This window comes from Fusibacter sp. (assembly GCF_057447755.1).
Genome location: NZ_JBVBZF010000051.1, coordinates 1 through 15,512, shown reverse-complemented (window position 1 = coordinate 15,512; position 15,512 = coordinate 1). Strand labels below are relative to the sequence as shown.

The window sequence follows — 15,512 nt, the reverse complement described above, 5'->3', positions numbered from 1 at the left end:
GGAATAAGTTCGCCTTCTTCATAATAAATATCTGCAACATAACCCTCTATTTCAGAAAAGAGACCAAAATCCTCAACAGTCTTATTCTTATATTGATAATCAATCTCTGCCTGCTGTTTCTTTTTATTAGCTTGTTCCATCTCTTTCTCGCTTATGTTCTTTTTCAATGTAATTTCATCAAACTGCTGACTGGAGATGCCACCTGCTTCATAAAGCTGTTTCATATCATTATATTGCTGCAAATAAAATTCATAGGTTTCTTTAGCTTTCTCAGCATCCAGAGAAGCAAGTCTTAATTGATCTGATGATGCATCCAGCCCTAAATCGACTTCAAAGGTATCCAGTGTTGCCAACAATTGGTTTACAGACACTCTGTCTCCAATCTTCACATTAATTTTAGAGAGCTTACCTCCCGATTTAAATGCATAATTTTTGATGGTGTTGGGTTCTAAGTGCCCATAATAATTAATCATCTTCGGATAACTCATCGTTTCAACGGTTCGAACTTTTACAATTTTCTCTTTTTCTATATTTTCTATATTTTCTTTAGTACAACCCATAAACAATGACGAAATCAACATCAATACCATTGCGGTCATCATTGCCTTCCCTTTTAACTTATTCAATTTCATTATTTTCACACCCTCCAAGGAAAAAAAACTTTACATATGATTCAATCATGTCACTCACTTCATCGTCATTATCAAAATCCTGAGCAATCCTAATGATCCCTTCTACAAAGGAATGCGCCAAATACTTTGAAATATCTTTAGCTGACTCTTGGCTCTTTAACGCCAAATGAATCCACTCGATAAAGCTGTATTTCATATCAGTAGCTTGATTGCCACGCTCATCTTTCAACAAAATCAACATACTCAATCGATCTTCAGAAAACAAACTTATGATTTCGTCAATAATCTTTCTAATATAGTTATGTTTTTTATCCATTTTTAGTACTTTTACAGCCGTGGGATCTATTTCACGATTCATCGAAATATTTGTTTCCGTAATACGTTCGATGGTACTATTCACTAGAGTATAAACCTTACCAATTACTTCCTCATATAAATAATCCTTATTTTCAAAGTACCGATATAGATTTCCAACGGTAATGTCTGCACCACTTGCTATATTTCTCATATTAGCGCCATCATAGCCTGCCCTATAGAACTCAATTTTAGCAGATTGAATAATTCGATCTCTAACCTCTTGTTTTAATACTTGTGCCATATTTCACCCCTTAATAATAAACATCCGTTCACTTTTAACAGTATACGAGATTCTATACAAATTTGCAATAGTAAACAGCCGTTTATTATATAAAAAAACCAATCATTTGATTGGTTTTTAGGTGTAGAGTAAATAGCGTTTATGAGATTATAAAATAATTTGGACGTTATCAACATACCAGTCCATATCCATAATTTCTTCAGGTGTTAAAATTTTATTGGGTTGAACTCTAAGCTTATGGTCTTGATCATAAATCGGCCCACTAAAGGGATGAAATTGATCAGTCATAATCATTTTCTTCAATATCTCGAGAAGTTTAGCGGTTTCACTGGGTACATGTGTCTTTGAATAATAGACGTCGATTACACCTGAAGCGATTCCCCACCAGAAGTTTATCAACCTACTCTCCTCGAAATGTTGTGCTGTAACACGTTGATATGTCCCGTTTAAAATACTACCTATAATCTTTTCATAGAACATACCCCAATTCCATATCGGTGATGCCAAATAATGCTCTGGTTGCTTGGTGATCGGATTAATATCACACAACATGGAATAAACACCATAATCCCAAGTAACGCCCCGCGGCACTATCAAGTTTTTATTGCTGACAATGTCAGCCCCTCTTTCGATGAGTTTTTCACTCAAGTCTGTACTGACCTTTGGATTATTCCACTCACCTGTCCAAACCACTAATAATTTAGCGTTGGGATTAACCATTTTTATCCCCATTGCAAAGGCATTGATACAAGATATGACTTCAGGATTTGGCTCAGTCGCAGTGTAGCCGATTATATTAGTCTTAGTCAAAGCCCCTGCTATAATTCCAGTCAAATACCTAGGTTCATATGTCCTTCCAAAATAATTAGTCATATGCACATAAGGCCTATTTCCTGAGCAATTGAAAAACTTAACTTCAGGATGCTCAAGTGCACACCTTAATGTAACTCTTCTATAAATTTCACTTGTTGTAAAAATAACATCATAGCCTTGAGTTGCAAAAGATTTGATGACTTCATATGCCGATTTATCCTCAGGCACATTGTCTATAAAATCTGTTTCTATTTGATCAGCAAAATGCGTTTCCACATGTTGCCGTCCTAATTCATGCGAATAAGTCCAGCCCGATTTTTCGACGGTTCTAGCATAAACAAACCCAACTTTTAGTTTTTTATGCGTCATCAGGCTTGAGATTGTGTCCAAAAATGATGTTTTGTCGATATCATCCGAGGTTGTCATAATATCAATTTCTTCATCATCACCGTAATTTTGAAGTTCCCTAATGAGTAAAGGCATCATCTTTTCAGTCACTGCCTCATCCAACTCTTTAGGCAATTCATAGAGCTTTGCATAGAGTAAAAAAGCATCCGCAGTGGTAACTGCCAGTTGATCACCACCCGCTTGTTTAAAGATCTTCCTAAAGGGTTCGTAAACATAAGTCAAGAAATGCTGATATTTGGAGTCAAAATAGGACTCACCTGGATCATATTGCTTCAAATACCTTAGCATTCTTTTATAACGTGTCGTTTTTGAAAACCACAACTCAATAATATTAGTTTCTTTAAAAAATTCCATAAAAGCATAATATAGCTTGATATCTTCATCCTGCTCATCATATTTGGGAATCATCCTGTATATATGGGCAGAGACCTTAACAGCATCAAAGTACTTTAATACGCTGACACGCTTATTACCTTCCATAACATAATAGTAATTAAGGTACTCATATACCTTTATAGGATCTCTTATACCTTCTTCCAAATGAGCCTGACAAAGATTAGTCCATTTACTGCCAAACTCTGTATTGAGGTTTTCCAGCGGCATGAAGTTTTTCGAAAAAATCATTCTTCTCGAATTGAAATAGGTTCCAACTACTTTTTTAAGCGGAATTTCCCTAACACCCAAATCCACTGTGGCCACAATTTCTATATCCTTCAATATACCATCCAAGCTGGTAAGATGACCAGAGGCTCCTCTCGCTTTTAATCGGTTGTACTCCTTCTTCCCCTTATTTTTTGCATCTATATAATAGTCTGTTATTTTTCCCTCAAAAATCATGGTTCCACCTTCTTTTATATCAAATGGTTTGTTTGCTTTTCTTTATACCCATTATACATCATCCACGCAAAAAAAGTTAATCAAAAGGCCCTATGTGATCTAAACCACATAGAGCCTATGGTATTACTTTTCTTATCTCAATTGAGCATCAATTTCTTTTTCCAGTGCTTTTAAGATATTGGCAAAGATTGAATTAACGTCTTCATCAACAAGCGTTCTATCTGCTGCTCTAAATATTAGCTCATAGGCAACTGATTTAAAGCCTTCTGCAATTTGCTTGCCTTTGTACATATCAAACATCTTAACAGATTCGAGTAGCTCTCCACCATTCTCAAGTACAATCTTCTCAATTTGAAGGGATGTGATATCATCTTTAACTAAGATAGCAATATCACGCTCAATTGCAGGGAATTTAGGGATTGGTGTGAACTTTTGATCCGATTTCGCCATTTGAATCATCATGTTAAAATCAAGATCAGCTACATAACCACGCATTTGTAAGTCATAATTTTCTTGAACATGAGGGTGAAGTTCACCTAATGTACCGATAATATGAGTTCCCCAGATAATATTAGCACATCTTCCACTATGGAAAGTTGGGTGATTTTCTTCTTTTTCAAAATAATAATCGCTAATCCCAAGACCGTTTAAAACATTCTCACAAACACCCTTAATACTAAAGAAATCCTCTGCTTCTCCATACATACCAATTGTAAGCATTTTCTTCTCAACTGGTAAATTTACTACTGGCACTTCCTTAGGCAAGAATACACTTCCAATTTCAAATATTCTCGCTTGCTTAACTTTTCTGTTGCTGTTACGCGATAGAACGTCCAGTACATTTGGCATTAATGATGATCTCATTACACTGTATTCTTCTCCAAGTGGATTAATAAGCTCTACTTGTTGTCTTAAGATACTATTTTCAGAAAGATTGATTTTATCAAGGTCCTTTTTAGATACAAATGAATATGTCAAGATTTCATCAATACCATTAGATAAGAGTTCTAGCTTCGCTTGCTCTTCAATAAGCTGAGCATTGGTTCTCGCACCCCAAGTATCTGTCTTAGGTAATGTCATGCCAATTTTATCATAACCATAGATTCTTGCGACTTCTTCCACTAAATCGATTTCTTTTAAGAGGTCGAGTCTGTAGTAAGGTGGCTGGGCAAAATACTCATTGTCTTTTACAAGCGTTTTTATGTCTAATAATTCTAAAATACTAATAATCTCATCCGCTGATAAGACTTCTCCAATTACTTTAGAAATCTTATCCACTCTGTATGGAATTGAGATTTGTTCAGCAGGATTTGGATAAACATCTATAACGCCATCAATCACAGTTCCAGCTGACAACATCTCGATTAACTCACATACTCTATTCACAACGATTACTGGAAGGCCAACGCTAACACCTTTTTCAAATCTTGATGAAGCCTCAGTTCTAAGCCCTAAATCTTTAGACGTTTTTCTGATGCTCGATTTGTCAAAGCTCGCCACTTCAATTAAGATGTTTTGAGTTGTACTTGAAATTTCAGTGTTTTCACCACCCATGACACCTGCAATACCCACTGTTCTCTCAGCGTCTGCTATAACGAGCATTTCATCTGTTAACGCTCGCTCTTTATCATCAAGTGTTGTGAATACTTCACCACTCTTAGCTCTTTTAACAACAATTTTATGATCTTTAACAGTATCAAGATCAAAGGCGTGAATTGGTTGTCCATATTCAAGCATAACGTAGTTTGTGATATCTACGATATTATTGATTGGTCTCATGCCTGCATTCATAAGTCTCATTTGCATCCAAATTGGTGATTTTTCAATTTTTACGTCTTTAACCACTTTTGCAACATATCTAGGACATAAATCTGGTGCTTCAATGACGACTGATGCATATTGATTAACATCTTCAATTTGATTGTTGATTTTTCCAGTTGGTAAAGTCAATTGTCTTTCAAAACTTGCAGCTGTTTCTCTTGCCATTCCAATCATGCTCAAGCAATCAGGACGATTTGGCGTAATCTCGAATTCGATTATAGTGTCTTTAATATCTAAAGCCTCTAAAATGTCCATACCCAAAGTGTATTCTTTATCAAGGATAAAAATACCATCATCAAACTCTTTTGGAATAGTCCCCTTATCAAAACCCATTTCTTCTAGTGAACAAAGCATGCCATTAGAAACCTCGCCACGGAGTTTTCCTTTTTTGATTTTAATGCCACCAGCGATAGTAGCACCATGAACAGCAACTGGAATGTAATCATTTTCGCTGATATTAGTAGCACCCGTTACAATTTGTAACACTTCTTCACCAACATCCACTGTACAAACAGAGAGCTTGTCAGCATTTGGATGCTGAACAATTTTAGTGATCTTACCAACTACAATTTTGTCGATACCTTCTCCAATTACATGACTGCCTTCGTTATTAGATCCTGTGAGAACCAGCTTCTCAACGAGATCCTTTTCCATAATGCCATCTATATTAACATATTCTTTTAACCATTTTACAGGTACTCTCATAACGCCCTCCTCAAGTCATCTTAAAACTGTTTTATAAATCTCACATCGTTTTCAAATAATATACGAATATCATCGATTTCATACTTCATCATAGTGATTCTGTCTAGCCCCATACCAAACGCGAAGCCATTATAAACTTCAGGATCAATACCACATTCCTTAAGGACATTTGGATGAACCATACCACAGCCTAAGATTTCGATCCAGCCACTGCCACCACAGAATCTACAGCCTTCACCACCACATTTAAAGCAAGACACATCCACTTCACCACTTGGTTCAGTAAATGGAAAATAATGAGGTCTAAATTTAGTTTTAGTTTGACTTCCGAAAAGTCTCTTTGCAAACATATCAAGTGTTCCCTTAAGATCAGCCATTGTAATGTCTTTATCTATTACAAGACCTTCCAATTGGTGGAACATTGGTGAATGTGTCGCATCTATTTCATCATTTCTGAAACATCTGCCTGGTGCAATTATTTTGATTGGAGGCTTAGAATTCTTCATCGTTCTAACTTGGATCGGTGAAGTTTGTGTTCTTAATAGAAGATCTTCAGTAATATAAAACGTGTCTGATAAGCTTCTAGAAGGATGATCAATAGGTGCATTTAAGGCATCAAAGTTATGATATACAGACTCAACCTCAGGTCCCTCAGCAATTTTAAAGCCCATACCGATAAAGATCTCTTTAATTTCATCAAGTGCTATATTTAATGGATGCTTATGACCCCTTAATGTCTTTTTAGAAGGCATTGTCACATCGATTGATTCACTTTTTAATCTCGCTTCAATTTCAAGCTTCTTTTTATCTTCTTTAACAGAATCAAGCAAAGCTTCGATTGATTCACGAACTTCATTGGCAACTTTACCAATTAAAGGTCTTTCTTCAGCACTGAGGTTTTTCATATCTTTTAATATATTAGTAACCTCACCTTTTTTGCCTAAAAATTTGATTCTGATTTCTTCTAACTCTTTTAGGTTTGCAGCTTGTGTAATTTCTGTTTTTGCATGTTCCAACAATTGCTCAAGTAATTTTTTCACTTTTCTACCTCCTATTTTTTAATATGGCACACCGTAAAGGTCCATTTTTGACAATAAAAAAAACCTCCTCCCAATCATGGGACGAAGGTTATTCCGCGGTACCACCCAATTTAATTACATAAGTAATTCACTTATGGCCTTAACGCGGCAAACGTCACTTCCTACTTAGTTCAAAAGTGCATCTCCAGAGTGAACTTCAATGTTTCGGAATGAAAACTTTCACCAACCGTTTTCCTCTCTAAATTCCTTATGCATCTACTCTCTCTATCACAGATTTTATCAGATTTTTGATAAGGTTATCATAACACAATTCAAGGTATCAAACAACCTTTTTATTTATTTTGTATACAATATTCATTAACTTTATACATCATGATACCCGCTGCCACAGAGGCATTTAAGGATTCAGCCTTCCCCATTATTGGTATGGTTATAGTGTTACAATCAAGGCCCATAACGTCTTCTGAAACACCATTTGCCTCATTGCCGATTACAAGACAATTGGCAAGACCATAAGCTGAGGAATCATCATAGCGATAACGCGCCTTCAAAGCAGTAACGAGTAACGTGTACCCTTTCTCAACCAATAAATTAAGAGTAGCCAAAGTATCGTTGACTTCAATAATTTTTACATTTAATATCGAACCTGCAGTACTTCTAACGACTTTGCCGTTATAGGGATCTACACAGCCTTTATTCATTAAAATATACTCGATACCACTGGCATCAGCCGTCCTTATAATCGTACCCACATTTCCTGGATCTTGCAGTCTATCAAGAAATAATATTTGTGGTAATTTATCTCTTTTAAGGATTTCATCTATAGTACTGATCTCTGGCAACGATAAAACACTGATGATGCCTTGTGTATTTTCAGTATCCGTTAGTTCATCAAAGAGCTGTTTTGGGAACACTAGAACTTTCGAAATGCCTTCATATTGGTCCAACTTATCAGAATCTAAATTTGATTCAAGAAAATCTTTACTTAAGCAAATGTATTCAACCTTATAACAATGCTCAACTGCAAGGTCTACAAACCTTTCACCTTCTATGATGAATTGACTGTATTTTAGCCTATATTTTTTATTAAGAAGTGATTTAATATGTTTGAACACCTTATTTTGGTTTGAATTTATCTCTAACACCACTTACCTCTTTTAATTCTTTTCTATTTTTTTCAAATCCTCATTTTTACCAATAACAATAAGGATATCGTCTTTTAAAAGCGTTTTGTCAGGACCAGCATTAATATCAAACTCATCGCCTCTTCTCACAGCAATTACAGAGATTTGATATTTACGTCTCATATCAATTTGGACCAAGTTCTTACCAATCCATTCGTCGTTCATGCTGATTTCTAGAATGCTATAATCTGGTGCAAGGTCAATAAAATCTAGAACATTTCCTGAAACTAAATTTTTAGCAATCTTAATACCCATTTCTTTTTCAGGAAATACAACTCTGTTAGCACCAATTTTATAGAGCACCTTGGCATGCGATGAGTTTTGAGCTTTTGCGACAATGTGTTTTACCCCTAACTCTTTGATCATTAGTGTCACTAGAATTGACGACTGAATATCAGATCCAATTGTCACGATTGCAACATCAAAATTTCTGATGCCAAGCGCCTTGATTGAATTTTCATCTGTTGCATCTGCTTGAACTGCATAGGTTACCTTATCAGATATATTTTGAATAATCTCTTCATTATCATCAACAACCATAACTTCACAGCCAAGCTCTGCAAGTTTAATTGCCACACTTTGACCAAATCGACCACAACCAATTACTACAAATTGCTTTTTCATTTTCTTGCCTCCATTTGTTTTGATGCATTCTCATATAAATCAAATTACCCTACAATAATTTTTCCTTCAGGATAACGTATCAGTTTTCTCTTTGATAAATCTCTATTACTCAATGCAAGTACAATGGTCAATGGACCTAAACGCCCGAAGAACATCGCTGCTGAAACTACTATTTTACCGGCTAAAGATAAGGAAGGTGTTAACCCAAGCGATAAGCCCACAGTACCAAATGCACTCATTGCTTCAAATAATACATATTCCAAGGTTGCATCCTTCTCTGTAATTGCAAGAGCAGCTGTAACTGCAATTACAACAAAACTTGCAATGAAAAAAACGGCTAGTGCTCGATTAATTGTATCCTTAGAAATTCTCCTATGTGCGAACTCAACGTCATCAACACCTAGAATAACCGATCTAACTTTTAAAAATATTAAACCAAAGGTTGTGGTTTTAATACCGCCAGCTGTTGATCCAGGTGATCCACCAATAAACATGAATAAAATCGTTAAGAGTAAAGTTGGTAGCGTTAAATGTGCCATATTTAAGGTATTAAATCCTGCCGTTCTCGGCGTCACCGAGTGAAATAGTGCAGCAAGTATTTTTCCACCCCAATCCAATTGACCCAAGGTATCAGGATTATTTACTTCAAATAACATCACAGTCGCAAAGCCAATAACAATTAAGATCGCTGTCATTGAGATAACAAGCTTTGAATGAAGCGAGAGTTTTCTTACGCTTTGTGTTCTGCCAATATCAACAATTACAGAAAAACCAAGTCCACCAAGTACTATGAGAAACATGATGACGATTGAAACCAATGGATCGCTCACATAATTGGTTAGACTTGTGCCATTCCCCATAATATCAAAACCTGCATTACAAAAGGCGGACACCGAATGGAAAACTGCATAGTAAAAGCCGTTTTTCAAGCCAAATTGTGGGATAAATCTTATGGAAAGCAGTAATGCGCCAGCAAATTCAATTCCAAGTGTGGTTAAGATAATATATTGCGTTAGTCTTATGACACCTGATATTGAAAATTGATTTAGTGCTTCCTGCATGATGAGCCTATTTCTTAAACTAATTTTCTTGCCTAAAATTATGGCGATTGAAGTTGCCATTGTCATGAATCCCAAACCACCGATTTGTATTAAAAGCAAAATTACGGTTTTACCAAACACACTCCAATAAGTACCTGTGTCTACAACCACAAGTCCTGTTACACAAACTGCTGATGTTGCAGTAAACAGTGAATTTATAAATGAGGTTGCTTGGCCATTTGCTGCAGAAATCGGAAGCATGAGTAAAATTGTCCCCAAGAGTATCGTTCCCGCAAACCCTAAAACTAAGACTTGTGCAGGCTTTAAACCCTTCTTGAGACTATGCCTTAATTGTTCCATTATGTTCCCCCTATTAAATACTGCTATTGTTTGATCTTGCTTAAAGGTACTTTATATATTATACATTTTTTTATTAAAAAGCAAAACTATATTCCTAAATTTTAAGGTTTTGAGGCCTGGATGGGAGTTAATGGTACATAATAAAAGCACCCTAAGAAGTTTTGCCTCTTAGGGTGCTTAATCGTGTAAGATTTATTCTATTTATTTGTTTTGCATTTGAGCTTGTAAAGCCGTCAATGCCACAGTACCTACGATATCATCCGCATAACAGCCTCTCGATAAATCGTTAACTGGCATTGAAAGACCTTGAATAACAGGACCATATGCATTGGCATTCGCTAATCTTTGAACAAGTTTATAGCCAATATTTCCAGCATCTAAGTCAGGGAATATGATTACGTTTGCCTGTCCAGCAACTGTTGAATTTGGTGCCTTACTTTTACCAATTGCAGGTACAATAGACGCATCAAATTGAAGCTCACCATCAAGACTAATTTCTGGTGCTAATTCTTTTGCAATTTTAGTCGCTTCAATTACTTTATCAACATCAGGATGCTTTGCAGATCCTTTTGATGAAAATGATAAAATACTCACGTGTGGTTCTGCATGAATTAATGCTTTAAAAGTATTTGCAGAGCTAATTGCAATATGAGCTAACTCTTCGGCAGTTGGATTTGGATTAAGTGCACAATCTCCAAAGATGAAAATACCATTTTCACCATACTCACAATTAGGAACTTCCATGATGAATGCACCTGATGCGAGTTTAATACCTGGTGCCGTTTTTAAGATTTGAAGTGCTGGTCTTAACACATCACCTGTTGAGTTTGCTGCACCAGCTACCATTCCGCCAGCATAGCCCATTTTTACAAGCATAACACCTAAATAAAGTACGTTTGAAGTTAATAATGCTTTTGCTTCTTCTTTAGTCATACCCTTGCTTTTTCTAAGCTCAGCTAAGGTTTCAGCCACTTTATCCATGTCTTCAAATGTTTCAGGATTAATAAACGATGCACCATCAACATTCCATTCACCAGCTTTAGCCTTAATTTCAGCCTCATCACCAATTAAAATGATTTTTGCAATACCCATCTCTAAAATTTTATGAGTTGCTTCGATTGTTCTTGGGTCAAACGCTTCTGGTAATACAATCGTTTGAACATTGCTTTTCGCAATTTCTACTACCTTATCTAAAAATGCCATCTTAAACACTCCTACAAATTTATTTATAGCCTTATTATATGACAATTAGATTTTGTATACAAGATACACGAGAGAATTTTCGTTAATTTTTTTGTAATATTTATTCATAATTAATCAATATTTCATTTGAGATTAAAAACATTATCATCAAATGTCTATAAAAAATGACTTTCCCTCAATTTTGTTGTTTACAACAACATTTGAGTCATCTCTCGATGACTCAAACCAATTTTCGCTGACGCTGTTTGAGGTTGAACATTCCTCATCACAGCTTTCGGCTCAAATTTTGTTGTATACAATAAAAAAACCAAGTTCGATTGAACTTGGTTTATCTATTAAAAACTCTATAAGTTTTCTTTAGCCACAGAAACTAATTTAGCAAAATCTTCTGGGTTATGAATTGCCATTTCTGACAATACTTTTCTGTTGATTTCGATATTTGCTTTTTTAAGACCGTTCATAAATTTAGAATAGCTTAAACCATTGATTCTTGATGCTGCATTGATTCTAGCGATCCATAATTTTCTGAAATCTCTTTTTCTTAATTTTCTACCAACATATGCAGATCTTAAAGATCTCATAACTGCTGGATTTGCTGCTCTAAATACTAAGCTTTTTTGGCCATAAAAACCTTTAGCTAATTTAAGAATTTTTTTATGTTTTTTTCTTGCGTTTACAGCTCTTTTAACTCTAGCCATTTCTTTAAACCTCCTTTTTCTTTATGCTTCCTATAAATAAGGTAATAATGTTCTTACTCTTTTCATATCTGATTCGCTAACAGTAGTAGCTTGTCTTAAGTTTCTTTTTCTTTTAGAAGATTTTTTAGTTAAGATATGACTAGTAAAAGCTTTACTTCTTTTCAATTTGCCACTTCCAGTTTTTTTAACTCTTTTAGCAGCGCCTCTATGTGTTTTCATTTTTGGCATTGTAAAGTCCTCCTTCCGAATTTATATGAATTTATTTTTTAGGTGCAAGAGTTGCAACTAAACTTCTGCCTTCTATTCTTGCTGGTGCTTCTAGTGCTCCAATTTCATCAATTTCCGCGATAAATTTGTTAAATACTTCATATCCTAATTGAGTATAACCCATCTCACGGCCCTTGAATCTTAATGAAACTTTAACTTTGTCACCTTTTTCTAAGAATTTAGCAGCGCTTTTCGCTTTTGTTTCTAAATCATGCTTTTCAATGTTTAAGCTCAAACGAACTTCTTTCACACTAACGCTTTTTTGCTTTTTGCGTGCTTCTTTATCACGTTTTTGTTGTTCGTATCGATGCTTACCGAAATCCATAATTCTGCAAACAGGCGGATTTGCATTTGGTGCAATTTTTACAAGATCAAGTTTCTTTTCTTGCGCAAGTGCTAATGCGTCCTTTGTAGGCATAATGCCAAGTTGTTCGCCATCGTCGCCAATAACTCTTATTTCACGGTCACGAATTTCTTCATTAATATCAGCTGTTTTGATAAGATACACCCCCTAGTTTTAGTTAGAATCACAGTACATTTTCATGACTTACTTTTAAAAGTCACCCTGTGATAGTTTCATCATACGACTTGTCCATTTTGAAACAAATCAATCATTAATCGCTTAATGCTAAATGACTTATGATAGCATAAAAAAACGGCGGATAGAATATCCGCCGTTAGCAACTTTTTTAAACAATAGAGTATAAACTCTATGAGAAAAGATACTATTTACCATATGAACACTGCGTTATATGGTGAGAAGCGGGCTTCTACTTGGTTGTTTTTATGACCTTAATAACTATAACATGTCCTTTTAGGCCTGTCAAGTTATTTTGATAATTTTCTTTTATACCCACCTGAAATCATATCAGTTGTTATTTGTTAATATGATCTGGTGTTCATTCAGAAGGCTTATTCACCAGCTTTTTCAAAGCCAGTTGTTAGTGCTCTTGACTTGATTTCTTTTACAACAGTGCTAACAAATGCCTCAATATCCATACTGCCAAGTTCACCAATATCTCTTGAACGAACAGAAACGCCTTTGTTTTCGATGTCCTTGTCACCTAAGATCAACATATACGGATTCTTCTCAAGCTGAGCTTCTCTAATCTTATAGCCAATCTTTTCTGCACGATCATCAATTGCAACTCTAATGCCAGCATCCGCTAATTTTGCTTTAACTTCTTCTGCATAAGGAACATGTCTGTCTGCAATCGGTAAAAGTTTTACTTGAACTGGTGCAAGCCATGTTGGGAACTTACCTGCAAACTCTTCAATTAAAATACCAAGGAAACGTTCAATACTACCAAATGCAACCCTGTGGATGACGATTGGTTGGTGTTTCTCTCCGTCTTTACCAATGTAAGAAAGTTCAAAACGTTGTGGCAGCTGCATATCAAGCTGAATTGTTCCACACTGCCAAGTTCTACCTAAACAGTCTCTTAAATGGAAGTCAATTTTTGGACCATAGAATGCGCCATCACCTTCATTGAGTTTATAAGCTAAATCAAGTTCTTCAAGTGCAGCTTTTAAAGAAGCTTCTGCATATGACCATTCCTCATCTGTACCCATTGATTTCTCCGGTCTAGTTGAAAGTTCAACATGGTATGAGAAACCAAATGTTTTATAAACTTCATCAATTAATTTACATACATTTTTGATTTCGTCCTTGATTTGCTCAGGAAGCATGAAAATATGAGCGTCATCTTGTGTGAATGCTCTAACGCGCATTAAACCATGTAAAGCACCAGATAACTCATGTCTATGAACTCTACCAATTTCACCAACTCTCATCGGGAAGTCTTTATAAGATCTTAAATCTGTCTTGTAAACAAGCATGCCGCCCGGGCAGTTCATTGGTTTGATTGCATAATCCTCTTCATCAATGATAAGTGAATACATATTATCTTTGTAGTGGAACCAGTGACCCGAAGTTTCCCAAAGCTTTCTATTTAAGATAATTGGTGTTTCTACTTCAACATAATTTGCTTTATCATGAACTTCTCTCCAATATTCAAGGAGTTTGTTTTTGACGACCATACCGTTTGGAAGGAAGAACGGGAAACCTGGCCCCTCTTCCATAAGCGAAAAGAGTTTAAGTTCCTTGCCAAGTTTTCTATGGTCTCTCTTTTTCGCTTCTTCAAGCATTGTAATATACTCTTCTAATAAAGAAGCTTTTGGGAAGGAAGTGCCATAGATTCTTTGAAGCATTTTATTTTTTTCATCACCTCTCCAATAAGCACCTGCTAAATTTAAAAGCTTAAAGCTCTTAATTTCTTTAGTGCTTACCACGTGGCAACCTGCACAAAGATCCACAAAGTCACCTTGCTCATAGAAAGAAATGATTTCATCTTCAGGTAGGTCATTGATAAGTTCTACCTTGTAATCTTCACCTTTTTCACTCATGAATTTTATTGCTTCATTTCTTGGAAGCTCAAATCTTCTAAGTTTTAAATCTTCTTTTACGATATTTCTCATTTCTGCTTCAATTTTTTCAAGGTCCTCTGGTACAAATTTATGGTCTGTATCAAAGTCATAATAGAAGCCATTGTCAATTGCAGGTCCAATCGCAAGTTTAGTACCCGGGAATAGACGTTTAACCGCTTGGGCCAAAATATGCGAGCTTGTGTGTCTGAATGCATGTGCACCTTCAGAATCTTCAAACTTAAAAATACTGAGTTCACAATCTTCATTTAATACATAAGACAAATCCACAGTCTTTCCATTGACAGAACCCACAACAGCCTCTTTAGCCAAACGACCAGAGATCTGCTTTGCCACATCATAGACAGTGATGCCTTTTTCAACTTCACGAATCGAGCCATCTTTTAATGTTAATTTGATCATCGACATACTAAATTCCTCCATTTCATTTTTATAAATATAAATTGTCATTAAATTACGCGTTTTGAACCTACATGGCAAGAGTTTGGCGGTTCCAACAAGATTTGTACCCTCTCAAGATGTCATAAACCAGTTCCTCAAACTCTGTATGATTTTGAGTGTTCGCTTTTCGCAAGTTGGGAATTCTTGCTCAAATCTGGGTGAAAACTAATGATTTATAACAACATTTGAGCCACCTTCGATGTCTCAAACCAATTTTCGCTGACGCTGTTTGAGATTGAACATTTCTCATCACAGCTTTCGGCTCAAATTTTGTTGTATATAATAAAAAAACTCCCGTGCCTAGCAAACAATGCTAGGGACGAGAGATTCACGCGGTTCCACCCTAATAGTCATGAAAAATCATGCCACTTTACAACCTTTAACGCGGTTAAACGC

13 protein-coding genes and 1 other annotated feature are annotated in these 15,512 nt (G+C 35.7%); all 13 genes read right to left on the bottom strand.

Annotation, left to right across the window (positions count from 1 at the left end; genetic code table 11):
• On the bottom strand, window positions 1-632 hold a 632-nt coding region (locus tag AC220I_RS09015; RefSeq protein ID WP_486723489.1), incomplete at its 3' end, for an efflux RND transporter periplasmic adaptor subunit.
• Window positions 619-1,230, bottom strand: coding sequence for a TetR/AcrR family transcriptional regulator (locus AC220I_RS09010; RefSeq protein WP_486723488.1), 612 nt, complete (start codon window positions 1,228-1,230; stop codon window positions 619-621). The genes AC220I_RS09015 and AC220I_RS09010, both read right to left, overlap by 14 nt.
• Before the next feature lie 147 nt (window positions 1,231-1,377).
• On the bottom strand, window positions 1,378-3,288 hold the full coding sequence (locus AC220I_RS09005; protein ID WP_486723487.1) for a BMP family ABC transporter substrate-binding protein: 1,911 nt from the start codon (window positions 3,286-3,288) through the stop codon (window positions 1,378-1,380).
• Window positions 3,289-3,420: 132 nt separating this feature from the next.
• Window positions 3,421-5,814 carry a phenylalanine--tRNA ligase subunit beta gene (pheT, locus tag AC220I_RS09000; protein WP_486723486.1) on the bottom strand — a complete coding sequence of 798 codons (2,394 nt, stop codon included), beginning with the start codon at window positions 5,812-5,814 and terminating at the stop codon, window positions 3,421-3,423.
• A 20-nt stretch (window positions 5,815-5,834) separates the two neighbouring features.
• Window positions 5,835-6,854, bottom strand: a complete 1,020-nt coding sequence (gene pheS, locus AC220I_RS08995) for a phenylalanine--tRNA ligase subunit alpha (RefSeq protein ID WP_486723485.1) — start codon at window positions 6,852-6,854, stop codon at window positions 5,835-5,837.
• Between the two features lie 74 nt (window positions 6,855-6,928).
• Window positions 6,929-7,134, bottom strand: a binding site (T-box leader).
• A gap of 52 nt (window positions 7,135-7,186) precedes the next feature.
• Window positions 7,187-7,999 carry a TrmH family RNA methyltransferase gene (locus AC220I_RS08990; protein WP_486723484.1) on the bottom strand — a complete coding sequence of 271 codons (813 nt, stop codon included), beginning with the start codon at window positions 7,997-7,999 and terminating at the stop codon, window positions 7,187-7,189.
• 12 nt (window positions 8,000-8,011) lie between these two features.
• The gene (locus AC220I_RS08985; protein ID WP_486723483.1) at window positions 8,012-8,662 is read right to left on the bottom strand and encodes a potassium channel family protein; all 651 of its coding nucleotides are present in this window, start codon (window positions 8,660-8,662) and stop codon (window positions 8,012-8,014) included.
• A 44-nt stretch (window positions 8,663-8,706) separates the two neighbouring features.
• Window positions 8,707-10,062, bottom strand: coding sequence for a TrkH family potassium uptake protein (locus AC220I_RS08980; protein WP_486723482.1), 1,356 nt, complete (start codon window positions 10,060-10,062; stop codon window positions 8,707-8,709).
• Between the two features lie 201 nt (window positions 10,063-10,263).
• Entirely contained in the window at window positions 10,264-11,265 is a 1,002-nt protein-coding gene (gene pta, locus AC220I_RS08975; RefSeq protein ID WP_486723481.1) for a phosphate acetyltransferase, read from the bottom strand.
• Window positions 11,266-11,609: 344 nt separating this feature from the next.
• Window positions 11,610-11,963 carry a 50S ribosomal protein L20 gene (rplT, locus tag AC220I_RS08970; protein ID WP_486723480.1) on the bottom strand — a complete coding sequence of 118 codons (354 nt, stop codon included), beginning with the start codon at window positions 11,961-11,963 and terminating at the stop codon, window positions 11,610-11,612.
• Between the two features lie 30 nt (window positions 11,964-11,993).
• Window positions 11,994-12,191: a 50S ribosomal protein L35 gene (gene rpmI, locus AC220I_RS08965; RefSeq protein WP_194701057.1), complete on the bottom strand. Its 198-nt coding sequence runs from the start codon at window positions 12,189-12,191 to the stop codon at window positions 11,994-11,996.
• A gap of 31 nt (window positions 12,192-12,222) precedes the next feature.
• Complete coding sequence (gene infC, locus AC220I_RS08960) at window positions 12,223-12,738, bottom strand: translation initiation factor IF-3 (protein ID WP_486723479.1); 516 nt, start codon at window positions 12,736-12,738, stop codon at window positions 12,223-12,225.
• A 404-nt stretch (window positions 12,739-13,142) separates the two neighbouring features.
• Window positions 13,143-15,077 (bottom strand): threonine--tRNA ligase, encoded by a 1,935-nt coding sequence (gene thrS, locus AC220I_RS08955; protein ID WP_486723490.1) that lies wholly within the window; start codon window positions 15,075-15,077, stop codon window positions 13,143-13,145.
• Window positions 15,078-15,512 lie beyond the last annotated feature (435 nt).

Bases quoted from the DNA above. Each gene is read 5' to 3' on its own strand.
- AC220I_RS09010 (WP_486723488.1), bottom strand. From the start codon at position 1,230: ATGGCACAAGTATTAAAACAAGAGGTTAGAGATCGAATTATTCAATCT.
- pta (WP_486723481.1), bottom strand. From the start codon at position 11,265: ATGGCATTTTTAGATAAGGTAGTAGAAATTGCGAAAAGCAATGTTCAA.
- AC220I_RS08985 (WP_486723483.1), bottom strand. From the start codon at position 8,662: ATGAAAAAGCAATTTGTAGTAATTGGTTGTGGTCGATTTGGTCAAAGT.
- thrS (WP_486723490.1), bottom strand. From the start codon at position 15,077: ATGATCAAATTAACATTAAAAGATGGCTCGATTCGTGAAGTTGAAAAA.
- rplT (WP_486723480.1), bottom strand. From the start codon at position 11,963: ATGGCTAGAGTTAAAAGAGCTGTAAACGCAAGAAAAAAACATAAAAAA.
- AC220I_RS08980 (WP_486723482.1), bottom strand. From the start codon at position 10,062: ATGGAACAATTAAGGCATAGTCTCAAGAAGGGTTTAAAGCCTGCACAA.
- rpmI (WP_194701057.1), bottom strand. From the start codon at position 12,191: ATGCCAAAAATGAAAACACATAGAGGCGCTGCTAAAAGAGTTAAAAAA.
- pheT (WP_486723486.1), bottom strand. From the start codon at position 5,814: ATGAGAGTACCTGTAAAATGGTTAAAAGAATATGTTAATATAGATGGC.
- AC220I_RS09005 (WP_486723487.1), bottom strand. From the start codon at position 3,288: ATGATTTTTGAGGGAAAAATAACAGACTATTATATAGATGCAAAAAAT.